Raw genomic sequence first — 21,755 nt, 5'->3', positions numbered from 1 at the left:
CACATTCCGGTCGCCCGACCGCCGGTCATCCCCTCAACTCCCCTGCCAGTGGCGGCGGCCGAGGCTGATCAGGCGCAGCTGGAGCCGGGCGGTGGCGGCGATGCGCCGCTCGCGGGCCGGGTCCGTCTCCTGCGCCTCCAGGAAGGCGGCGGCCGTGGAGACCACGTGGTCGACGTACAGCTCGGCCAGCATCCTCAGGTCCTCGCCGCTCCACCCCTGCGACACCGGCTGGAGTGCGAGCGCCGCACCGACCTCCTCGGCGAACCGGCCCATCTCGGCGTCGATCGCCTCGCGCACCGGCCGCACTCCCCCGTGCCGCTCGCGCGCCAGGAACCTGACGTGCGGGCGGTGTTCGCGGACGTGCTGCTCGATGACGTCCACCGTCCGGTCGATCAGCTCCTCGGCGCCGCCCTCCCCGGCGAGCACGGCGCGGACCAGTACGTGGAGGCTGGCCAGCGACTCCTCCACCAGGGCGACGCCGAGTGCGGCGAGATCCGGGAAGTGGCGGTAGAACGCGGCCGGCGACAGTCCGGCCTCCCGGGTGACCTCGCGCACGCCGAGGCTCGCCAGGTTCTGATCGACCAACAGGCGCAGCCCCGCGTCCAGCAAGGCGCGCCGACTCTGCTGCTTCTGGGCCTGCCTGGCCCCGACGGTGCGACTCACGCCATTCAGTAAACAAGTGTTTGCCGACTTTGGCCAGCCAGGCGTAGAGTGGCAACGGATTCAGCGAACACTTGTAAACCGAACGCTGCCGGGCCGAGTCCCGCCGGAGGGGCCACACCATGATCCTGCTCACCGCCCTGGTCGCCATGGGCGTCCTCGTGGGCGCCGCCGCCCACACCTCCCTGCCGGTCTTCCTCACCGCAGCCGGGGCCATCGCCGCCTGGTTGCTGGCGTTCGGCGCCCGCGAGCACCTCAGCCGCCTGCGGCAGCGCTGAGGGCGCGGCAGCCCCGCGACCTCGGCGACCGACCCCGTCCGAGACGCCCACCGAAGGAGCCACCACCATGAGCGCGACCGCGAACGCGGCCATGAACGCGACCGTCAGCCCTGCCACGAACGCGGCCACCGGCCCGGCCGTCAACGCGGCCACCGGCCCGCGTACCGCCAGGGACCGTCGGTCCCCGTCCACCGCCGAGGCCGACAACCTGGCCGTCGCCTCCTTCCTGCTCGGCCTGCCCGGCCTGCTGCTCTTCAACATCGTCCTCGGGCCGCTCGCCATCACCCTCGGCACGCTCGCCCTGGTCCGGGGCACCCACCGCCGCGGACGGGCCGTACTCGGGCTCGCCCTGGGCGTCGCCGCCCTGGCGATCCTGGCCGTCACCACCGCCGGCGGCCACGGCGTGCTCTGGCAGATCGGCGACTGAGCCCCGGGGGCGGTCCGAACAGGTGGCAATCGCACACGTGACACTCGTACAGGCGGCACGGCACTCGTACAGGCCAATCTCGCAGGCCACGCCACCCTGTCGAACGACTGATCCAGCCAACCTGCGGCGCGGAGGCGGCCGACACCCGTACTGTGGCGACATCGGCCGGGTGACGACATGGGGGCTGGAGTGACGACCGAGCAGCACAGCGACGCACGATCGGGGCAGGGCGGGGGAGCCGGGCGGGGAGGCCAACTGCTCGCCGTGAGCGATCTGCACGTCTCCTACCAGGAGAACCGCGACCTGGTGGAGAAGCTGCAACCCGACTCCCCCGACGACTGGTTGATCGTCGCCGGGGACATCGCCGAGATCTCCACCACCATCGAGTGGGCTCTGGGCCTGCTCGCCGAACGCTTCGCACGCGTGGTGTGGGCCCCCGGCAACCACGAGCTGTGGACCCACCCCGACGACCCGGTGCAACTGCGCGGTGTGGCCCGCTACGAGCACCTGGTGGAGCTGTGCCGCAGCCTCGGTGTCGTCACTCCCGAGGACCCGTACCCCGTCTGGGAGGGCGCCGGCGGACCGGTCGCCGTCGCCCCGCTGTTCCTGCTCTACGACTACTCCTTCCGTGCGCCGGGGACGACCACCAAGGAGGAGTCCCTGGAGGCCGCGTACGCCAGCGGTGTGGTCTGCGCGGACGAGCGCCTGCTGCACCCGGACCCGTACCCGGACCGCGACTCCTGGTGCCGCGAGCGCGTCAGGCTCACCGAGCAGCGGCTGGCGGCCCACGACCCGGAGCTGCCGCTCGTCCTGGTCAACCACTACCCGCTGGTCCGCCACCCCACCGAGATCCTCTGGTACCCGGAGTTCGCCCAGTGGTGCGGCACCGAGCTGACGGCCGACTGGCACCGCCGCTTCAACACCGCCGCGATGATCTACGGCCATCTGCACATCCCCCGGGAGACCACGTACGACGGCGTCCGCTTCGAGGAGGTCTCGCTCGGCTACCCCCGCGAGTGGAACCGCCGCGGCCTGCCGAAGCCGCTGCTGCGGCAGGTGTTCCCGCAGGCCGACTGAAGGCCGGCTGAAGGTCAGCTGAAGGTCGACTGAAGGCCGTCAAAGCCGGGTGGGCGACGGCGAGGCGGCGGTGGGGCGAGGGACGGCGGGGCCCATGGTCCACGCCCCGCCACCGCCCTCCCCGCCACCGCCCGTCCCGCCCATCGCCACCCCGCCCGCCCTCACTCCGTCGCGATCGCCCTCAGCACGTCCAACCGCGCCGCCCGGCTCGCCGGACGCAGCCCGGCCACCGCACCGGCCAGCAACCCGGCCGCCAGCACCACCGCGAGCTGCCCCGGCGGTATCGCGAACGACCCGGTGCCCGCGCTGTCCGACGCCCGGACCAGCGCCCAGCCCAGGAACGCCCCGAGGCCGAGCCCTCCGACCGTCCCGAACGCGGCCACCAGCACCGACTCCCAGCGCACCATGCCCCGCAGCTGCGCCCTGGTCTGCCCGACCGCCCGCAGCAGCCCCAGCTCCCTGGTCCGCTCGTGCACGGCCAGCGTCAGCGTGTTGGCGATGCCGAGCAGCGCGATCAGCACCGCCAGCGCCAGCAGCGCGTAGACCACCGACAGCATCATGTCGACGCCGCCCGCGGCGCTCTCCGCGTACGCGTCCCGGTCCTGCACCCGCGGGTTGCCGAACGGCGCGGACGCCTTCTCCACGGCGGCCTTGCCGGCGCCGAGCGCGACACCGCTCCTCAGCCCGACGGCCACCATCGTGTCGGCGTCCTGTCCCCGGTGCGGGGCCCAGGCCTGCCGGGTTATCAGGTAGTCGCCGGCCAGCCCCCCGCCCTCGTACAGGGCTCGGACGGTGAACGGGCCGCCGGCGCCGTCCGCGAAGCCCACCGTGACGCTCTGGCCGAGCCGCCAGCCGCGCTGGGCCGCCTCGCTGCGCGACACCGCCAGTCCGTCCGTGCCGAGGGCGTCGAGCGCGCCGTCGACCCGGCCGAGGTCCACGATCCCGGCCAGCCGCGCCGGATCGGTCACGTCCAGGACCCGCCCGTGGCCGTCGATCCGGGCCACACCGCGGCCGAGGCCCACCGTCTGCCGTACCTCGGGCAGTTGGGCGAGCGCATCGGCCAGCTTCGGGCTGACCCCGCTGCCGCCCGCGCCGAACGAGGGCGCGGTGACGGCCAGGTCGCCGGCGAAGGAGGCGTCCACGGTGTCGTCCAGGGTGGCCTTGATGGAGGCACCGAAGACCGTGAACAGCGTGACCACCGCGACACCGATCATCAGCGCGCTCGCCGTGGCCGCCGTACGGCGCGGGTTGCGGGCCGCGTTGCGCCGGGCCAGCGTGCCGGGGACCCCGCGCAGCCGGGCCAGCGGCGCACCCAGCACCCGGACGGCGAAGGCGGCGGCGACCGGGCCGAGCACCACCACCCCGGCCAGCACCGCGAGCGCGCCGCCGGTGGTCAACGGGACGGACGGGCCGTCGGTGGCCCCGAGTACGGCGGTCGGTACCCCGCCGGCGACCAGCAGCGCGCCCAGCACCACCCGGACCAGGCCGGAGCGCCCCTGGGCGGCCCGGTCCACACCGGTCTCGCGCAGTGCCGCCAGCGGCGCGGTGCGACCGGCCCGGACGGCCGGCAGCAGCGCGGAGCCCACCGCCACCGCCGTGCCGACCAGCAGCGGCAGCACCACGGCGGCCGTGCTGATCACCATGCCGCCGGTCGGCAGCGAGAAGCCGAGCGCCGAGAACAGCGCCTTGAGCCCCGCGGCCACCCCGATTCCGCCGAGCAGCCCGCCCAGCGAGGCCAGCACACCGATCGCCACCGCCTCCGCCAGCGTCGCCCCGAGGACCTGGCCGCGGACCGCGCCGAGCGCCCGCAGCAGCGCGTTCTCCCTCGTCCGCTGGGCGACCACGATGGCGAAGGTGTTGTGGATGGTGAAGGTCGCCACCAGCAGTGCGATCCCCGCGAAGACCAGCAGCAGCGTGGTGAACATGCTCAGGAAGCGCCCGGACACCATCGCGGTGCTCTCCTGGGTGGCCGCCGCGCCGGTGACCGCCTCCACGCCGCCCGGCAGCTGCGGACCGATCCTCGCCACCAGGTCGCGCTGCGAGAGGCCGCCCGCCGCCCTCACCTGGATCGAGCTGGCCTGCCCGGCTCCCCGGGGCGTGAGGTGTCGCTCGGCGTCGGCGAGGGTCAGCGCGGTGAAGGTGCTCGGGCCCATCCCGTCGGCGCTCTCCCCGAACGTGGCGATGCCGACGATGGTGACCGTCACCGGATCCGGAGTGCGCAGCACGGTGGTGGAGCCGAGGTGCAGTCCGCCGGTCTTCGCCGCGCCCCGGTTCACCACCGCCTCGCCGGGTGCGGCCGGGGCCCGGCCCTCGGCGAGCCGGTAGGGGTTGAGCCGGCTGTCGGCGAGCCAGTTGCCGGCGAGGGTGGGCGGTCCCTGCCCGCCGATCGCCTTGCCGTCGCTGCCGACCAGCTGCCCGGCGCCCTGGATGGACGGCTCGGCGGCGGCCACTCCCGGCACGCCGCGCAGCCGGTCGGCCAGCGCGGCGTCGACCGGCGCCCGGACCCCGCCCGGCGTCCCCGGGGAGTCCAGGACGTCGGCGCTGCGGACCACCGCGTCGGTACCGGCGTTGGCGTCGGCGAAGAGGGTGTCGAAGTTGGCCCGCAGGGTGTCGCCGAGCACCATCGTCCCGGTCAGGAAGGAGACCCCGAGCAGGATCGAGAGGAGGGTGCCGGCCAGGCGCCGGCGGTGGGAGTTGAGGGAGCGCAGGCTGATGCGCAGGGCGGCGGAGGAGGAGCTCATGAGCGGCCCTTCTCGAAGGCCTTCATCCGGTCCAGCACCCGGCCCGCGGTGGGGTGGTCCATCCGGTCGACGAGGCGGCCGTCGGCGAGGAACAGCACCTCGTCGGCGTACCCGGCGGCCATCGGGTCGTGGGTGACCATGACGACGGCCTGTCCCATCTCGTCCACCGCGCGCCGCAGCAGACCGAGCACCTCGCCGCCGGTACGGGAGTCGAGGTTGCCGGTGGGCTCGTCGGCGAAGACCACCTGCGGCCGTCCGGCGAGCGCCCTGGCCACGGCGACGCGCTGCTGCTGGCCGCCGGAGAGCTCGCTCGGGCGGTGGTGCAGCCGGTCGCCGAGGCCGACGACGTCGATCAGCCCGTCCAGCCAGGCCTGGTCGGGGGCGGTGCCGGCGAGGTCGAGCGGGAGGGTGATGTTCTCCCGGACGGTCAGCGTGGGGACGAGGTTGAAGGCCTGGAACACGAAGCCGATCCGCTCGCGGCGCAGCAGGGTCAGCCGCCGGTCGCCGAGCCGGCCGAGCTCGGTGTCCCCGATGTGCGCGGTGCCTGCGGTGAGGGTGTCGAGACCCGCCGCGCAGTGCATCAGGGTGGACTTCCCGGAACCGGACGGGCCCATGATCGCGGTGAACCGCCCGGCCGGGAACCCGACCGTGACGTGGTCCAGCGCCCGGACCTCGGTGCCGCCGACGCCGTAGATCTTGACGGCGTCGGCGACCCGCGCGGCGGTGTCGTGCACGACATCGAGGGTGGTCATTTGCCCGTCCCCCCGCGGTACTGCGCGCGGCCCTGCTCGCGGTGCGGCTCGGTGAGGACGGCCCGCTTGGCGCGGTACTCGTCCGCGTCGATGTCGCCCTCGGCGAAGCGGCGGCCCAGGACCGCCAGCGGCGCGTCCGGCCCCGCGCCGCAGCCCCGGCGCCAGAACGTCCGGCGCAGGACGACGATCGCCAGGAACACCACGGCGGCCCAGGCCAGCGGAATCAGCAGGATCCACGGGCCGGGCCAGTGCCCGTCGTGGTCGGCCAGCAGCGTGTACATGGTGGTTCAGCTCCTCGGCGGTGGCTTTCACGGGCCCCGGGACGCTTCCCGAGGTGCCTTGAGCCTCCCGCCGGGGGGCGTACTCTCGCGTCCTACCGACAGCGGCAGTTGGGATACTCCACCGGGAGTACGAACGCCGCCGCGGCAACGGGCCGGGAGTACGGCGGCCACCGCGACCGCGTCCCGGGAGGACGGCCCAGGAGCACGGCGCGGGAGGACGGCCCAGGAGCACGGCGCGGGAGCACGGCGGCGACCCGGTACCCCGGGCGCGCGGGCAGCCGGAAGCGGGCGGCGGCGCCGGAGCCCGGCCGCCGCCGCCCCGCGGCCGGATCAGCCCAGCCAGCCCGGCCGCACCAACCCCGACTCGTAGGCCAGCACGACCAGTTGGGCCCGGTCCCGGGCCCCGAGCTTCACCATGGCCCGGCTGACGTGCGTCTTGGCGGTGAGCGGGCTGACCACGAGCCGGCGGGCGATCTCCTCGTTGGACAGGCCCATGCCGACCAGCGCCAGGACCTCCCGCTCCCGCTCGGTGAGCACGGAGACGTCCGACAGGACCGCCGCGGCCTCCGGCGCCTTGGAGCGGACGGCGAACTCGCCGATCAGCCGCCGCGTCACCCCGGGCGAGAGCAGCGCGTCCCCCTGCACCGCGACCCGTACGGCACGCAGCAGGTCGGCCGGCTCGGTGTCCTTGACCAGGAAGCCGGCCGCGCCCGAGCGCAGCGCCTCGAAGACGTACTCGTCCAGTTCGAAGGTGGTCACCACGACCACCCGCACCGCGGTGAGGGCCGGGTCGGCGGCGATCTGCCGGGTCGCCTCCAGGCCGTCCATCCGGGGCATCCGGATGTCCATCAGGACGACGTCCGGGAGGAGTTCGCGGGCCATCCGGACGGCCTCCTCCCCGTCGACGGCCTCGCCGACCACGGTCATGTCCTCCTGCAGGTCGACCAGCGCGTGGATGCCCGCCCGGAGCAGCCTCTGGTCGTCCGCCAGCAGTACTCGGATCACTTGTCCTCCACCTCGGCCGTCGGCAGGACCGCCCGGACCCGGAACCCGCCGGTCGACACCCGCCCCGCCTCGATGGTGCCGCCGAACGCGGCCACCCGCTCCCGCATCCCCGCCAGCCCGCTGCCGGTGCCGCCCGCGTCGCCGAGGACGGCCGGCCCGGGGTCGACGACCTCGACGAGCAGGGCCGCCGGGTCGGTCCAGTCCAGGACGACGGCCGCCTGTCGGGCCGCCGAGTGCCGGACCACGTTGGTCAGCGCCTCCTGGACTATCCGGAAGGCGGTCAGGTCCGCGGCGGCGGGGAGCTCGCGCCTGCGGCCCGTCTCGTGCACCTCGACCTCCAGCCCGACCCGGTCCGCCTGTTCGGTCAGCTCGTCGAGCCGGGCCAGCCCGGGCGCCGGGCCGCGCGGCGCCGCCTCGGGACCGCGCAGCGTCCCCAGCACCTGGCGGACCTCGCCGAGCGCCTCCCTGCTGGTGGCCTTGATGGTGGCCAGCGCCGCGCGGGCCTGCTCGGGCCGGGTGTCGAACAGCTCCAGGCCGACCCCGGCCTGAACGGTGATCAACGACAGGCTGTGCCCCAGGATGTCGTGCAACTCCCGGGCCATCCGCAGCCGTTCGTCGTTCGCCCGGCGCTCCTTCAGCTGCTGGCGGTGCGCCTGGTGCGCGGCGATCCGCTCCCGCCGGAAGCGCACCAGCTCGGCGACCGACACCACGAGCAGCAGCCAGGCCACCACCTCCAGCTCCTGCCACCACACGATGGCGGACGACGGCGCGCGCAGCCAGTCCGCGGGCACCACGAAGGTGGTCAGCAGATGGGTCAGGTAGACCGCGCCGAGGCCGGCCCAGGCGGCCCACCGGTACCCGGCCTGGACCGCCACGCAGCACGCGATCACCCAGCTCGCGAAGACCGGCCCGTACGGGTACCCGGCGACCAGGTACACCACCGTGACGGCCGCGGTACCGGCGACCACCGCCAACGGCCGGCGCCGGCGCAGCACCAGCAGCGCCGGCCCGAGCAGCAGCAGCGCGTAGCCGAGGGCGTCCAGGCCGGCCCGGTCGTGCTGGTGCCGGGCCGCCGCACCCGTCCCGACCACCTGCAGCACCGCGACCACCAGCGCCAGCGCGACCGGCCAGCCGGCCTTGGCGGCCCGCACCCACGGCGGGATCCACGGCTCGGGGTGCTCGTCCGGCGGTTCGGGCGTAGGCGGCGTCATGCCCGGAAGGCTAGACCCCGGGCCCGGTCCCGCGCGTCACCCGTCGGCGTGCTCCGGGCGTACTCCCCGGGGAGTACGCCCGGAGCTTGCCCAGAGCACGTACAGGGGCACGTCCCGGCTGCGTACCTCACTTCCCGCCGGGCCCCGCCAGGCTCCCCGTCGGCGCCGCCCCCGGATCCAGGTCCTCCCCCGCCGCCGAGGCCTCCGGCCGGGCCAGCGTCACCACCAGCCCGCCGTCCTCCACCGACGCGATCAGGGTGTCGCCCTCCCGCACACTGCCGTCCAGCAGCAGGTTGGAGACCCGGTTGTCCAGCTCCGACTGGATGGTGCGGCGCAGTGGCCGGGCCCCGAACTCCGGCTGGTAGCCCCGGTTGACCAGCCACTCCTTGGCCCCCTCGGTCACCTCCAGTCCCACGCCCTGGGCCTTCAGCCGGCGCCGGCTGCGCTCCAGTAGCAGGTCGACCACCGAGAGCAGGTCCTTGCGGGTGAGCGCGTGAAAGACGATCACCTCGTCGATCCGGTTGAGGAACTCCGGACGGAACTGCCCGCGCAGGTCCCGCATCAGGTCCTCGCGGATCTCGTCCACGTTGCCCGCGTGGTCCAGGATCCGCTGCGAGCCGATGTTGCTGGTCATGATGACCACGGTGTTGCGGAAGTCGACCGTGCGCCCCTGGGCGTCCGTCAGCCGTCCGTCGTCCAGCACCTGGAGCATCAGGTTGAAGACGTCCGGGTGGGCCTTCTCCACCTCGTCGAAGAGCAGCACGCTGTACGGCTTGCGGCGGACCGCCTCGGTGAGCTGGCCCGCCTCCTCGTAGCCGACGTACCCGGGCGGGGAGCCGACCAGCCGGGAGACGGTGTGCTTCTCCTGGAACTCGCTCATGTCGAAGCGGATCATCCGGTCCGGGTCCCCGAACAGCAGCGCGGCCAGCGCCTTCGCCAGCTCGGTCTTGCCGACGCCGGTCGGACCGAGGAACAGGAAGGAGCCGGTCGGCCGCTCCGGGTCGCCCATCCCGGCCCGGCCGCGCCGCACCGCCTGGGCGACGGCCGTGACCGCCTGGTCCTGGCCGATCACCTTCCGGTGCAGGTGCTCCTCCAGCTTCAGCAGCCGCTCGCGCTCGGTCGCGTTGAGCTCGGCGACCGGGATGCCGGTGCGGCCCGAGAGCACCTGGGCGATGTCCTGGGCGGTGACCGCGACGACCTCCTCGCGCGACTCGGCCATCGCGGCCAGCTCGTCCTCGGTCTGGCGCAGCTCGCTCTTCAGGTTCGCGGCCCGCACGAACTCCTCGTCCGCGACGGCCTCCTCCAGCTCCCGGCGCAGCTTGGTGATCCGGTCCTGCACCGGCATCACCTCGGTGGAGCCGCTCAGGCTGCGCAGCCGGACCCGCGCACCGGCCTGGTCCAGCAGGTCGATCGCCTTGTCCGGCAGGAAGCGGTCGCTGACGTACCGGTCGGAGAGGGAGGCGGCCGCGTCCAGCGCCTCGTCGGTGAACCGCACCTGGTGGTGCGCCTCGTACGCGTCCCGCAGTCCGTGCAGGATCTCGACCGTCTCCTCGACGCTCGGCTCGGGCACCAGCACCGGTTGGAAGCGGCGCTCCAGCGCGGCGTCCTTCTCGACGTGCCTGCGGTACTCGTCCAGGGTGGTCGCGCCGACCACGCTCAGCTCGCCGCGGGCCAGCGCGGGCTTGAGGATGTTGCCCGCGTCCATCGAGCCCTCGCCGCCGCCGCCCGCGCCGACCACGGTGTGCAGCTCGTCCAGGAAGAGGATCACGCTCTTGTCGGCCGCCGTGACCTCGTCGATCACGGACTTCAGGCGCTCCTCGAACTCGCCCCGGTACTTGGAGCCCGCCACCAGCGCGGTGAGGTCGAGGGCGACCACCCGCTTCTCCCTCAGGCTCTGCGGGACGTCCCCGGAGACGATCCGCTGCGCCAGGCCCTCCACGATCGCGGTCTTGCCGACACCCGGCTCGCCGATCAGGACGGGGTTGTTCTTGGTGCGGCGGGAGAGGATCTCGACGGTCTGCTCAATCTCCTCGGCGCGGCCGACCACCGGGTCCAGCCGACCGGCCCGGGCCTCCTCGGTGAGGTCGCGGCCGTACTCGTCCAGGGTGGGCGTCCCGCTCGGCTGCGCGCCCGCGCCGCTGCGCTCACCACCTGCACCGCGCCCCTCCAGCGCGGTCCGCAGCGCCTCCTGCGAGGGCGCCGCGTTGCGCAGGGCCGATCCCGCGCCCGAGCGCTCCTCCTCCAACAGCGCGCCGAGGATGTGCTCCGGCCCGATGTACGAGGCCCCGGCCGCCTGCGAACGGGCGTGCGCGGCGAGCAGGGCGCGCTTGGCGGACGGGGTGAGCGAGGGCCGCCCCTCGGGCGCCGCCGCGGTGTCCCCGGTGGGCAGGGCCTTGCCCAGGTCCTCGGCGAGCCGGTCCGGGTCGATCCCGGAGCGCTCCAGCATCCGGCGGGACGGCTCCACCCGGGTGGCGGCCCAGACCAGGTGCCCGGTGTCCAGGTCGCTGCCCCCGTCCTCGGCGGCCCGCTGCGCGGCCAGCGCCAGCAGCTCCTGCGAGGACTCGCTCAGCAGCCGCCCGATCGGCACCCGCTGCACGGCGGGCGGGGAGGCCGTCGGACTCATCCCGAAGAAGCGGCTGAGCAGATCCGAGAACGGATCGTTCGATCCGAACGGGGGCATCGTCACGGTGGATCACCTCTCCCAGGCGGTTTGGGCCCACACAAACACAGGCGGCAGCGGGCCGCCTGTCGGGACGGCCCGACCCGGGACCCCGGTCCGGGGGCCGTCCGCCACCCGCGTGACGCCGGTCGCCTCCGCGCAGCCCACCGGCCCTGACGCCCTGCCCCTGCCCCCCGGTCCCCCTGCCCCACAGATCACCGGAGGATCCGCGGAGCGCCGGGCACGCACGATCCGTGGTAGCTTGCTTTGCATGGTAGATGGCAATGCAAGTATCCCCGAAGCGGATGGCCGAGTGGCGAGCCAGCTCCGCAAAGGGGTGCTGGAGTACTGCGTCCTGGCCCTGCTGAGGGACGGCCCCCGCTACGGGGTCGAACTGCTGGCGGAACTCGCCCGCGTCGAGGTGATGGCCACCAGCCAGGGCACGATCTACCCCCTGCTGTCACGCCTGCGCCGGACCGGACTCGCCGACACCCACCTACAGGAGTCCGAGAGCGGCCCCCCGCGCAGGTACTACACGCTGACCGACGCCGGCCGAAGCGCGTTGGAGGAGTTCACCGCGAACTGGCCCTCCTTCCGCACCGCCGTCGACCACTTCCTCACCCCTGGAGAGCCGACGTGACCAACACCCTCGCCCACCCCCTCGTCCGCTCCTTCCTGTCCTCGGTCGAGGACCGGACCACGGCGCTCCCCGAGGTCCGCCGCCGGGAACTGCTCGCGGACCTGCGCGAACACGTCGAGGTGGCCCTGGCGGAGTCCGACCCCTCCGACGAGACCGCCGTCCGCCGCATCCTGGACCAACTCGGCACGCCCGCCGAGATCGCCGCGGCCGCCCTCGCCGAGGAACCCGCCGCCCAACCCGCCCCGGAGAGCCCCCGCCGCACCGCCATCACCCTCGGCCTGCTCGTCCTGCCGCTGCCGGCCGCACTCGTCCCCGTCCTCGGACTGCTCCTCGCCCCCGCCGCCACAGTCGCCGGCCTCATCCGCCTGTGGAAGTCCCCCCAGTGGTCCCGCCGCGAGAAGCGTCAGGCGACCGTGCTCGCCCTCTCGCCCCTCGTCACCGCCCCCGTTCTCGCCCTCGCCGTCGCCTTCTCCACCACCTTCGGCGGCCTCACCCCCCTGACGCTGCTGACCGTCCTCCTCCTGTCCGTGCCCCTCCCCGTCCTCGCCGCCATCCGCCTCCACCGCTCCGCCGCCCGCCTCCGCCGGACCGCGTGAGCCGCTGCGCCAGCTCCCTGACGTTCCATGAGCGACTGAGCTCCCAGGACTTACGGAGCGGGCGCCGGATCATCCGGGATGAGATCCGAGATCCCGGGGACGCAGCGAACCTGGACAGGTTCAAGCCCGCGGAAGCGCAGGATTGAGACCGTCGATCGGGCGAGTACCCCGCGATCAACTGGGCGGTCAGGTCAAGCGCGTCACGGCCAGGGCCAGCGCGCGGTCGAGCGCAGTCTCGGCCTCGCACGGCACATCGGGCCGGACGCCGACGCCCTCCCAGTTGGTGCCCGAGACCGGGTTGACCGCGCGGGCGATGGGCACGCTGAGCTCCAGGTGCGGGTGCACCGTCCAGCCATCGCGCGGATGCGCGCCGCCCCGGGTGGTCTCCCCGACGACCTCGGCACGCCCGAGCTGCTGCAGGTCGTAGGCGAGCTCCTCACCTGCGGAGAAGGTCTTTCCGCTCGTCAGCACGTAGAGCGGCTTGCTGCCGCCGAAGCGGGCGCCCGGTACGAACGGGGGCGTCCAGGACTGCTCGGCCACCTCCCCCTGCCGCGAGACCATGGTGTTGAGGTGTGTGCGGCCGTCGAGCAGGTAGCCGCAGATGAAGGCGACCGTGTCCGGATCGCCACCGGCGTTGCCGCGCAGGTCCAGGACGAGGGCGCGGGCGGGTGCCACCAGCGAGAGCGCTGCGGCAAGGGGCTGCGCCGCCCAGTCCAGCGGGAAGATCAAGGGTGCGAGCTCCAGGACCGCGACGCCGCCGTCGAGGAGCTCCACGCGCGGAACACCGCCCAGGGAGGCGTCGAACTTCCTCCGCATGTCGGCGAGCGCCGCTGCGCCCTGCTCAGGCGGCACCGGCACGGCGTGGTACTTGAGGGACAGGTGCAGGTCACCATTGACGGACTGCAGGTCCGCGGTGACCGCTTCGGCCAACTCCTGGGCGGTTTCGGCCCGGTAGGAACCCTCGGCACTCCGGCGCCGCAGCAGGGCCGCCAGTTGCCCAGCGGCATCGGGGAAGACGTAGTTCTCGCAGACCAGGTCGGCGGTCGACTCGACGACGGCGACGGCGTCCAGTGCAGGCGGCGATACGGTGGAAGTCATGGGGGGAGTAGACCAGCGGGCTTGCCAAAGCGTCAACTGTACTTAACGCTTGCTCTGGTGAGCCACCGACCAGACGAAGACGTCCAGCGGATCAGCACGCCACTGCAGCACACCGCGCTCGCCCACCCCCTGCGCCAGCGCCTGCTCTTCGCCCTGCGCGGCCGGCCGTCGACGATCAGCCGGCTCGCCACTCAGCTGGGAGCAAACAAGGGCAGCGTCTCCCACCACCTCAGGGTGCTGCGCGAGGCGGGGCTGGTCCAGGACGCGGGAACGCGGCAGGTGCGCGGCGGCACCGAGAAGTACTACCGGCGGACCGCCGGGACACTCATCGTCGCCGAGCCTCAGGCCGAGGGCACGGCCGCGCTACTCGGCGCCGTCGCCCAGGAGTTGGACCGCTCACCCACCGACCACCTCCTGGCACTGCGCCACCTCCGACTCAGCCCGGCCAATGCGGCGCGGCTCGCCGAGGCGCTGGCCGGACTGGTCGACGAGACGGAGGAGGATTCGGAGGGCGAGCCGGTACACGGAGTCCTGGTGACGCTCTACCGGCAGGCCGAGGAGTAGGGCCGGTCGCCAATCCCGCAAAACGCCTGCCGCGCCGATCAACTGATGGATCCTCACCATGCCGCAAGCCGCGCCCGCGGCGTTCACGCCCGACGCCGAGCGGGCATGCTGATGATGTGTCAGGCATCTGAACTGGGGAGGGCAGAGCCGCATGGAAGAGCTGACGGTCAGGCCGTGGCGGAAGCCGGACAAGTGGCGGCTGTACGTCAACAGAGCCGGTGTCCGCGGTGCTGCGGTCGCGTGGCTCGACTGCCTGACCGGCATGGTCGAGGTCGAGGATCCCGAGCGTGCCGCCGCCGCACTGGCAAAGATCGAGGAGTGGTGCGCGTCCTCCGGCCAGCCGATACCGCCGCGCACCGTACGGCACCGCCCCAAGCCCGCCGCTCCGCCGGAGCCGGCCAAACCGGCAGTACCGCAGCAGCGGGTGAGTGTGCCCTACCTCCCGCCCCTGCGCACCGAGGACGACCTCGCGTTGAACGCCCCCGGCGCCGGCCTGGAGAGCATGCTCCGGCGGGACGAGCAGGCGCACAACGTGTGGGTCCGCCTGGTCGCCAAGGCGACCCGCAACCCCCTCGGGGCCCCGGCCACCCTCCTGGGGCTGGAGGGCGAACGCATCGTCGGCGCCGGCCTGGAACCGCTGAGGCGTGCCGGCTGGAGGATCCTGCACGGTGTGCCGCTGCCGAGCGGCGCCGACATCGACCACGTGGCGATCGGCCCGCCGGGCGTCTTCACGATCAACACCAAACACCACCCGGACGCCACCGTACGGGTCGGCGAGAGGATGGTGAGCGTCAACCGCAACAGCTTCCCGTACCTGGCGAACGCCGCCTTCGAGGCCACCAGAACGGCGGAACTGCTCAGGAAGTGGTGCGGCTTCGAGGTACCCGTCCACCCGGTCATCGCCGTGGTGGGCGCCCGGAAGATCACCCAAGGGGCAGCCTCCCCCGTAACCGTCGTCGCCGGCGAGCAGATCGCCCCGAACCTCGCCGCCGCGCCGCCGCAGCTGACACCGGACCGCATCGAGCGGGTCTTCGCCATCGCACGACACCGCCACGTCTGGAACCAGATGGGCAACCGCAACAGGAACCCCGGCTAGCTCGGCCCGTCGCTGCAGACAAATGCCCCGCAGCGTGATCGCTGCGGGGCATCGGGGCTGGTGGGCGCGGACGGTTTCGAACCGCCGACATCTGCTTTGTAAGCTCGTTCAGGGATTCGACTACGCCCCACGAAGCCCCGAGGGCGTCCGCAACAGCAGTCGCCGACGGCTTCCACGGTCGTCTTGTGTCCGTGAAGGTTGCCGTCACTTCCTGCCGTCAGCAACTACTCAGGCCCCACGGGCCTAACATGTGAAACCGCGTGATCACCCCGCACACGCTGTCCCAGGCCTGTCCCACCTCAAAACAGCAGGTCAGGTGTCGTTCTGGGACAGTGGGACAGCTGGGACACGACATCCCCTACGTCCTGTCCCAGGCCAACGCCTTCGAGAACGCCGTCATCATGCCCAGGGAACAACAGCAACACCACCCCTGCCTTGCAAGGCCTGGCGTGGGCTAACCGCCCTGACCTGCGCCGCACCCCGGCTTTCCCGTTCCATGGCCACCACCCCGCCGGCGCCCGCGACTCACCGCCACGTACCAGCTGGACTGGCACGCCTGTGGCACGGACACACCCGAATTCGCAACTTCTAGGTGCCTGCTGAGATGCACGTCAAAAGTCTCACCCGGCTAGCTGCCGCGCTCAGGATGGCAGAGGCAATAAGGCCCAGCCCCTTAGCCATGCGCACAGGAACAGCGTTCCCGATCTGTCGCTCGATCGATCCATAGTTTCCGTAGAACTGATAGGCCACGGGGAAGGTCTGAAACGCTGCTGCTTCCCGCAGCGTCAATCCACGGTCGAGCGTGGGGTGGATGAAGGTCCCGCAAGCAGGCGTGGTGCAACGAGTCGTCATGGTCGGGGCTGGTTCATCGAGCTTGACCCTGCCATAGGAGGAACTGGCATTGCGCGCGCTCGCAAGCCGCTTGTGGCAGTCCAGCTGGTGCTCCTCCGGCAAGTCAAAGCGGTTGCCGCCCACAGGGATAGCTGCAATCCGCGCTTGAACAGCCTCAGAGCTCGCCCGATGAACATCGAGCGGATCATCTGACCGACTGTGGCGAGCCAGATGCGCCAACGCTTGCCGGGCGGTCCTGGGAGCGGTCTGGAAGCTACGCGGCAGAAGATCGATCAGATGACCGTCGAACGAGAAGGGGACGTCCTCGCGGACCGCGTAGCAGATGAAGCGCTTTCGACGTTGGGGAACCCCGAACATGGCCGCATCAAGCACATGCGTTCTCAGTCGATAGCCAGAATCCGTCAACAGACGGTCAAGTTCAGGCAGTCGTCGGTCGCGAGCGAGGCCCGGAACATTTTCAAGCAGGACGACCCGAGGTCGGAGCGACTCAACGAAACGGAAGGTATCCAGGACCAGGTCGTTGCGGCGCTCGTCGACCGCTCCCTTCGCCAAGCTGGAGAAGCCTTGACACGGCGGGCACGCCTTGAGCAGGTCTAGCTCCCCTTCGGCAAGCTGAGCTCCCGTGAGGATCTCCTGTGGCTCGACAGCTCGGATATCTTGAGCAAAGAGACGCACCCTTGGATGGTTCCTGCGGTAGGTCTCAGCGGCTTCCTGGTCGTTCTCCACTGCGGCGAGCATCCGAAAGCCAGCATCCCTCAGGCCCCGTGTAGCACCCCCCGCCCCTGCAAACAGGTCGACAGCACTGTACGTGGGCATGGAGCCGATCCTAGACCGGCAGACCGCCCTCGCGACAGGTGATCCCTGGTAGCAACCACTCATATGTGCTTAGCTGTTGCTCTACGTGACGACCGTGGAGATGGGTGGGGGCATGCAGCACGCGAGCGCAGAGGAACCCGATCACGATGAGCTGTTGGTGACACTGCCTCAGCAGAAGACCAATCGTCACGAGAGCCGAGCTTCGGACACCGGTGTCGAGCACGGCACCTCTGCCCCCTATCGGATGCGCATCAGCCGGCTCACTGTCGACAAGCTGGGGATCAAGCTCTACGACCGAGTCTCCGCGGTCCTCGCCGAGATCATCGCAAACGCATACGACGCCGACGCAACAGAGGTGACTGTTCGCCTGCCGTTCGATACGTGGCTGGCCCCGTCCGCCGGCAAACCGGCCGTGGACAGTTACGAGATCACCGTGGTGGATAACGGGCACGGAATGACCACGGAGGAGGTAAACAGTCACTACCTGCTTGTTGGCTCGGACCGTCGCCGGCGCTTCGGAAAGGACACGTCCCGCCGCAGAGAGCGGAGAGTCATGGGCCGAAAGGGAATTGGGAAACTGGCCCCATTTGGCATCTGCCGAACCGTAGAAGTCATCACATCCGGGGGTGAGCGCACCGACAACGGGTATCGGGTGTCCCACATCAAGCTGCATCTCGAAGCCATGATGTTCGACAGTGAGGATGACTACATTCCCGAGGTCGGCCCCCTGGATGGCACATTCAGGGATTTGACCGGGACAACAATCCACCTGACTGACTTTAATCGGAAGCTCGTACCAAAGGGCGAGGAGTTGCATCGACAGCTCTGCGCGCGCTTCGGAATTCGGCGCGACGACTGGGATGTCGAGGTTATCAATACAAGGCACGGTGGAGCGCTTCCCGGCCTCACTGAAGATTCCTTCCGGCTTGGCGAGCTGAAGATCGACCTTCAAGAGGAGACGAAGGTCACGTTCGACCGGCACCCGATCGCCCGCCAAGGCGACGAGGCGCTACCCGTATCAGGTTGGCTCGCCTTCGCAAAGGACCCCTACAAAGACGAGGTGATGGCTGGCGTCCGCATTTATGTTCGCGGAAAGATCGTAGCCACCACCAGGGACTTCGGCGCCACAGCCGGATTCACAGGAGAATGGGGCGTCCGTTCGTACCTCGCAGGCGAGATCCATGCCGAATGGCTTGATGAAGACGAAGACCTGATTCGCTCCGACCGCCAGGACATCATCTGGACGTCCGAGCTCGGGCAGGTCTTGCAGGCTTGGGGAACTGCCCAGGTCAAAGCTCTGGCAAAGCGCGGCAGGTCGTCGGTCCGCAAGAGGACGCAAGAGGTCTTCGAGAAGGCAGCCAACCTTGACGCCCGCCTCCTTGAGGAGTCACCGGGAGATCCTCAGTACCGAGCCTCCGTCAAGAGCGCATTCAGCACGCTAGTGGCCGATAGCGATCGCGAAGCGGCCGAGGACCCGGAACGCGTGGAAAGCTACGTCCAACTCGCCAAAAGTATTGGGCCTCACACAGAGCTTCTGGACACCCTGCATAAAGTCTCAGAAGAGGTAAACAGCCCCCTCGACGTGGTTCTTGCCCTCTTCCAGAAGGCGCGGATTGCGGAGTTCTATGCGCTTGGACAGGTGGCTCAGGAGCGGGTAGATGTCGTCAACCGACTCCGACAGCTGATCTCAGACGGAAGCACGCTCGAACGCCCTCTTCAGGAGCTCATTGAGAAGGCGCCGTGGCTCTTGGCCCCCGAATGGACGCCGCTTGGGATGAATGAGACTCTCGACCGCGTCCGCAGCAGTTTCGATTCATGGTGTTTCACCAAGTACGGCGAGTTGATTGCCAGCACGAACATTCGCGACCCAGAACGCAGGCCCGATTTCGTGCTGCTCAACGGGCCTCGGGGGACACTTTGGGTCGTGGAGATCAAACGCGTCAATTATCAGTTGACGGACGAGGAGTTTTCGCGGGCGGTCGACTATCTGGGATCCTTGGAGGACTTTCTCGACGACACCCCGAGGTTCGGAGGCGAGTTTCCCATTCGACGGCTTACGTTCATTGTCGATAACATCGACCGATTGAGTCGCGCGAACCGGAAGCTGTTGGAGCAAAACGCGAGTATTGAGCGCCGCAGCTGGTACGACCTCTTGGAACAAACCGACCAAGCACATCGGGACTTCCTGGCCAAGGTCGAAAAGGTTCGCCGCCAAGCCGACGAACTCTAAGACGGGCCAGCCACTGCGGACGGCGGAGCGGTTTTGGCCGGTGTCCTGTTTGGTCTGGGGTCGAGCATGATTGGGGGGCCATAAGCTGTTGCGGCTCGGTCAAGACTTTTGGACCTGACTGCGATTTGGCCGAGCGGCCCCCGGTCTTGTTCGACGCGGGTGTCCCGGTCCTGGCAGGTGGGTAAAACCGTGAAGCCGCCCGTCACCAGCCACGGCCGGTAGTGACCTGTACCCATGTCCTCCCGCCTGGCGCGGCTGGCCGCCGCCGCGGGGCGCAAGACAGGAACGGCGGCGAGCGGCAGGGCCGCGCGCTGGCGCGCCCTTGAACCCGTAGAGGAAATCTCCACATCGCGCGCCGACGTCATGCATGCCAACTGCCCGTGACATCCACAGCGAGCTACCCCAGCGAGTTCGAGCGTTCAGCCAGTGCAAGCAGCTCCGGAGAGGCCGTCTTCCCCGCGACGAGGACAAGCTCGCGGATTGTGGCCCGGGTAGCGACGTGGGTTCTCACCGTCTCGGGTGCCAACTCCTCCGCACGCAGCAGACAGTCGAGGGCCTCACCAGTGTGGCGGCGCTGAGCGTGCGCCCTTCCCATGTCCATCAACAGGCGGGATCGTCGTTCCGGCGACAGGCGGCTCGCGTCAATGCCGAGGGCTACGTCCAGCGCCTCGCCGGCGTCACCGAGGTCCACGGCTGTCGAGACCGTCTGGATCTCTACGTTCGTCGGGCCGAACTCCAGGTTGAAGTCGTTTCGGTCTTCGCCGATGCGGGCCGCGACCTGGCGAGCGCGGTTCAGCTGGGCCCGCGCCTCCTCCCGCTGGCCACCCCGGGCCGCGACTAGTGCAAGTACGAGATGCAGCGAGCCGAGGACCGACAGCAACTCGGGCTCGGCGTTCTCGGCGTTCTGGTTAAGAACAGCGACGGCGCTGCTCGCGGCATGCTCGGCCTGGTCCAAGCGCTTCAGCCGAACGAAGGCCTGTGCCAACCGGAAGATGCCGGCGAAGACATCGAGTGGACGGCCGGCCTGCTCGGCGGCGCGGATCGAACGGTCGGCAGCAAGCCAGGCCGCATCGGCTTCATCCTGGCGGACGAACGCAGCGGCGAGGGCCTGGTACGACTGGCTGAGGAGGCCTGCAAGTTCTGGGCAATCCTTCGGAGAGGCTGTCCGTACCGCCCTCTCCAATCGCGGCAGCACCCGTCCGAGGAGCGCGCTCAGCTCGGAGAACCGCGCCGCGTGGGTGAGTTCCCAAACCTCGTCAACGTCGGCCTTGAGTTCCGCCACTGTCGGTTGCTCGCTCGCCGGCACCGGCGCCAGCAGCACGCCGAGCGCCGGGTGGCCGGAGATCAGGAGTCGAGCCTCGTCCAGATCGTTGGGCTGTTCATTCACTGGCGGCGCCACCGGCGTGGCCTGCGGAGCCTCGGGCTTAAGTACCTGCACAGAGACGCCCAGCCCATCGGCCAGCAACTGGAGGACATCCAGTCGGACAACCGGCTGGACGCCCCGCTCGACCTGGGACACCCAGCTCGCGGTGCGGCCGATCGCCGCCGCCAGCTCATCCTGCTTCAGGCCGCACTGCCTCCGCAGCTGCGCGACCCGGGCTCCGAACGCACGCGACTCCTCGGTCATTACTCGCTCACCGACCCTGCGGACAGCTTGCCGGCCACCTTGTCGAGGAACGTGACGTCGAAGGACTCCAGGTACTGCCCCCGCTCTGCCAGAAAATGCTGGACGTGGGGCTGTGCCTCGTGCGCATCGAAGGCTGCCCGGTCGGCATACAGCTCATAGAAGACGCGCACCCGCGGCTCATCCGGCACTCGGTGGTTCACGTAGACCAGGGTTCCGGGCTCGTGCGCCCGGATTCCCTCCAGCGCAGTGGCGGCTAGCTCGTCGAAGGCGAGAGCAGCCACTTCGTCCGTGGCGATGAAGCGGACAACGAGGCCATATCCCATGGTCACAGCTCCTCTATCAGGCAGAGCCCCAGTCTGGCACGGTCGCAAGCCTCCTGCGACTAGCAGCTTCTCTTGACTCGCAGATTCTCTGCGAGTAAGTTCGCAGTGTCACACCGAGTTGGATGGCCGTGACACAGAGAGGCCTTCTTTGGGCTGCCCTGACCTGCGCGAACGTCGTGCGCTTTCTTCGTCGTGATGCTCCACCTGACTCTTCAGGAGGCTTCGCCATGCTCGCTCTTGCTCGCAGGAACACTCCGACTGTGACGGGCCGCTCGTACGCCCACCACATCGCTTCACTGACCGTCGAGGTCAGCCGGAAGATGTCCGGGCAGTGGGTGGCCGAGGCACGCGGCAAGGAGCGTCGGCGTCGGGCGGCGGTGTGCCGCATCGCCTGGCTGACCGGTACCAGGGCGCCGCAGTGGAGCGGCGAAATCAACGAGCAGGACTGGCGGACCGTTCTGGCCGCTGGCGCGGACGCGCTGCGGGAGCGGGCGGCCGCCAAGGGCACCGCGATCGGCTACCAGCTGGGCGCTCTCGCCGACGAGTTCGCCCAGCAGGCAGCCGAGACGAAGGCAGACCAGGTCGTCGACCACACCCGAGGCGGCCACGCCGAAGCCATGGTGAGCGACCTTCTTGCGGGCCGCCGCGCTGACGCGGCGGCCCGGCCCGTCAGCAATGCGGAGCGCGAGGCGGTCGAGCGGTGGAGCCCCTTCCGCGGCGGCCCGCGCTACGTCTGCCGCTCCGGCCGCTACGGCGACGGAACCCCCGCCCCGAAGCACTAACCCGGACAACCACTTCGCCCGACATGCGGAAGACGGCTCC

At 70.6% G+C, this 21,755-nt stretch carries 20 protein-coding genes; 9 read left to right on the top strand and 11 right to left on the bottom strand.

Annotation, left to right across the window (positions count from 1 at the left end):
- Positions 1–33 precede the first annotated feature (33 nt).
- Positions 34–663 carry a TetR family transcriptional regulator gene (locus ACFVVX_RS01290; RefSeq protein WP_387940047.1) on the bottom strand — a complete coding sequence of 210 codons (630 nt, stop codon included), beginning with the start codon at positions 661–663 and terminating at the stop codon, positions 34–36.
- Between the two features lie 119 nt (positions 664–782).
- On the opposite strand from ACFVVX_RS01290, the gene ACFVVX_RS01285 reads away from it, so the two are divergent.
- From ACFVVX_RS01285 to ACFVVX_RS01275, 3 genes are all read left to right on the top strand, one after another.
- Positions 783–938, top strand: a complete 156-nt coding sequence (locus tag ACFVVX_RS01285; RefSeq protein ID WP_387940045.1) for a hypothetical protein — start codon at positions 783–785, stop codon at positions 936–938.
- A 67-nt stretch (positions 939–1,005) separates the two neighbouring features.
- The gene (locus ACFVVX_RS01280) at positions 1,006–1,365 is read left to right on the top strand and encodes a DUF4190 domain-containing protein (RefSeq protein WP_387940044.1); all 360 of its coding nucleotides are present in this window, start codon (positions 1,006–1,008) and stop codon (positions 1,363–1,365) included.
- 177 nt (positions 1,366–1,542) lie between these two features.
- The gene (locus ACFVVX_RS01275) at positions 1,543–2,442 is read left to right on the top strand and encodes a metallophosphoesterase family protein (protein WP_387940042.1); all 900 of its coding nucleotides are present in this window, start codon (positions 1,543–1,545) and stop codon (positions 2,440–2,442) included.
- 161 nt (positions 2,443–2,603) lie between these two features.
- Here ACFVVX_RS01275 and ACFVVX_RS01270 read toward each other — a convergent pair whose 3' ends face one another.
- From ACFVVX_RS01270 to ACFVVX_RS01245, 6 genes are all read right to left on the bottom strand, one after another.
- Positions 2,604–5,183: an ABC transporter permease gene (locus ACFVVX_RS01270; RefSeq protein WP_387940040.1), complete on the bottom strand. Its 2,580-nt coding sequence runs from the start codon at positions 5,181–5,183 to the stop codon at positions 2,604–2,606.
- Entirely contained in the window at positions 5,180–5,935 is a 756-nt protein-coding gene (locus tag ACFVVX_RS01265; protein WP_387940038.1) for an ABC transporter ATP-binding protein, read from the bottom strand. Before ACFVVX_RS01265 ends, ACFVVX_RS01270 begins: the two co-directional genes overlap by 4 nt.
- Positions 5,932–6,216 carry an SHOCT domain-containing protein gene (locus ACFVVX_RS01260; protein ID WP_387940037.1) on the bottom strand — a complete coding sequence of 95 codons (285 nt, stop codon included), beginning with the start codon at positions 6,214–6,216 and terminating at the stop codon, positions 5,932–5,934. Before ACFVVX_RS01260 ends, ACFVVX_RS01265 begins: the two co-directional genes overlap by 4 nt.
- A gap of 330 nt (positions 6,217–6,546) precedes the next feature.
- Positions 6,547–7,221 carry a response regulator gene (locus ACFVVX_RS01255; protein ID WP_387940036.1) on the bottom strand — a complete coding sequence of 225 codons (675 nt, stop codon included), beginning with the start codon at positions 7,219–7,221 and terminating at the stop codon, positions 6,547–6,549.
- Complete coding sequence (locus ACFVVX_RS01250; protein WP_387940034.1) at positions 7,218–8,432, bottom strand: sensor histidine kinase; 1,215 nt, start codon at positions 8,430–8,432, stop codon at positions 7,218–7,220. The genes ACFVVX_RS01255 and ACFVVX_RS01250 overlap by 4 nt, the downstream gene beginning before the upstream one ends.
- A 127-nt stretch (positions 8,433–8,559) precedes the next feature.
- Positions 8,560–11,112, bottom strand: a complete 2,553-nt coding sequence (locus ACFVVX_RS01245) for an ATP-dependent Clp protease ATP-binding subunit (protein ID WP_387940639.1) — start codon at positions 11,110–11,112, stop codon at positions 8,560–8,562.
- 250 nt (positions 11,113–11,362) lie between these two features.
- Between ACFVVX_RS01245 and ACFVVX_RS01240 the strand changes: the two genes are divergently transcribed.
- The gene (locus ACFVVX_RS01240) at positions 11,363–11,731 is read left to right on the top strand and encodes a PadR family transcriptional regulator (protein ID WP_387940032.1); all 369 of its coding nucleotides are present in this window, start codon (positions 11,363–11,365) and stop codon (positions 11,729–11,731) included.
- Positions 11,728–12,327 (top strand): HAAS signaling domain-containing protein, encoded by a 600-nt coding sequence (locus ACFVVX_RS01235; RefSeq protein ID WP_387940030.1) that lies wholly within the window; start codon positions 11,728–11,730, stop codon positions 12,325–12,327. The genes ACFVVX_RS01240 and ACFVVX_RS01235 overlap by 4 nt, the downstream gene beginning before the upstream one ends.
- A 186-nt stretch (positions 12,328–12,513) precedes the next feature.
- On the opposite strand, the gene ACFVVX_RS01230 is transcribed toward ACFVVX_RS01235, so the two are convergent.
- On the bottom strand, positions 12,514–13,425 hold the full coding sequence (locus ACFVVX_RS01230) for a S41 family peptidase (protein ID WP_387940028.1): 912 nt from the start codon (positions 13,423–13,425) through the stop codon (positions 12,514–12,516).
- Positions 13,426–13,482: 57 nt separating this feature from the next.
- Here ACFVVX_RS01230 and ACFVVX_RS01225 point away from each other — a divergent pair, with 57 nt between their 5' ends.
- Both ACFVVX_RS01225 and ACFVVX_RS01220 read left to right on the top strand, forming a co-directional pair.
- Positions 13,483–13,989 carry an ArsR/SmtB family transcription factor gene (locus tag ACFVVX_RS01225; protein ID WP_387940026.1) on the top strand — a complete coding sequence of 169 codons (507 nt, stop codon included), beginning with the start codon at positions 13,483–13,485 and terminating at the stop codon, positions 13,987–13,989.
- Positions 13,990–14,140: 151 nt separating this feature from the next.
- Positions 14,141–15,085, top strand: coding sequence for a nuclease-related domain-containing protein (locus ACFVVX_RS01220; protein WP_387940024.1), 945 nt, complete (start codon positions 14,141–14,143; stop codon positions 15,083–15,085).
- Between the two features lie 588 nt (positions 15,086–15,673).
- Here ACFVVX_RS01220 and ACFVVX_RS01215 read toward each other — a convergent pair.
- Positions 15,674–16,753 (bottom strand): DNA cytosine methyltransferase, encoded by a 1,080-nt coding sequence (locus tag ACFVVX_RS01215; RefSeq protein WP_387940022.1) that lies wholly within the window; start codon positions 16,751–16,753, stop codon positions 15,674–15,676.
- Positions 16,754–16,838: 85 nt separating this feature from the next.
- On the opposite strand from ACFVVX_RS01215, the gene ACFVVX_RS01210 reads away from it, so the two are divergent.
- Positions 16,839–18,983, top strand: a complete 2,145-nt coding sequence (locus ACFVVX_RS01210; RefSeq protein ID WP_387940637.1) for an ATP-binding protein — start codon at positions 16,839–16,841, stop codon at positions 18,981–18,983.
- Between the two features lie 397 nt (positions 18,984–19,380).
- Here the strand turns inward: ACFVVX_RS01210 and ACFVVX_RS01205 are convergent, their stop codons facing one another.
- Both ACFVVX_RS01205 and ACFVVX_RS01200 read right to left on the bottom strand, forming a co-directional pair.
- Complete coding sequence (locus ACFVVX_RS01205; RefSeq protein WP_387940020.1) at positions 19,381–20,610, bottom strand: helix-turn-helix domain-containing protein; 1,230 nt, start codon at positions 20,608–20,610, stop codon at positions 19,381–19,383.
- Complete coding sequence (locus ACFVVX_RS01200) at positions 20,610–20,933, bottom strand: putative quinol monooxygenase (RefSeq protein ID WP_387940018.1); 324 nt, start codon at positions 20,931–20,933, stop codon at positions 20,610–20,612. The genes ACFVVX_RS01205 and ACFVVX_RS01200 overlap by 1 nt, the downstream gene beginning before the upstream one ends.
- Positions 20,934–21,160: 227 nt before the next feature.
- On the opposite strand from ACFVVX_RS01200, the gene ACFVVX_RS01195 reads away from it, so the two are divergent.
- Positions 21,161–21,715 (top strand): hypothetical protein, encoded by a 555-nt coding sequence (locus tag ACFVVX_RS01195; protein WP_387940016.1) that lies wholly within the window; start codon positions 21,161–21,163, stop codon positions 21,713–21,715.
- Positions 21,716–21,755 lie beyond the last annotated feature (40 nt).

The sequence above is a fragment of the Kitasatospora sp. NPDC058170 genome, assembly GCF_042883905.1.
In the GTDB taxonomy this organism is placed as follows: domain Bacteria; phylum Actinomycetota; class Actinomycetes; order Streptomycetales; family Streptomycetaceae; genus Kitasatospora.
Note: the sequence above shows the minus strand (reverse complement) of the source record. Positions and strands in the feature narration are given on the sequence as shown.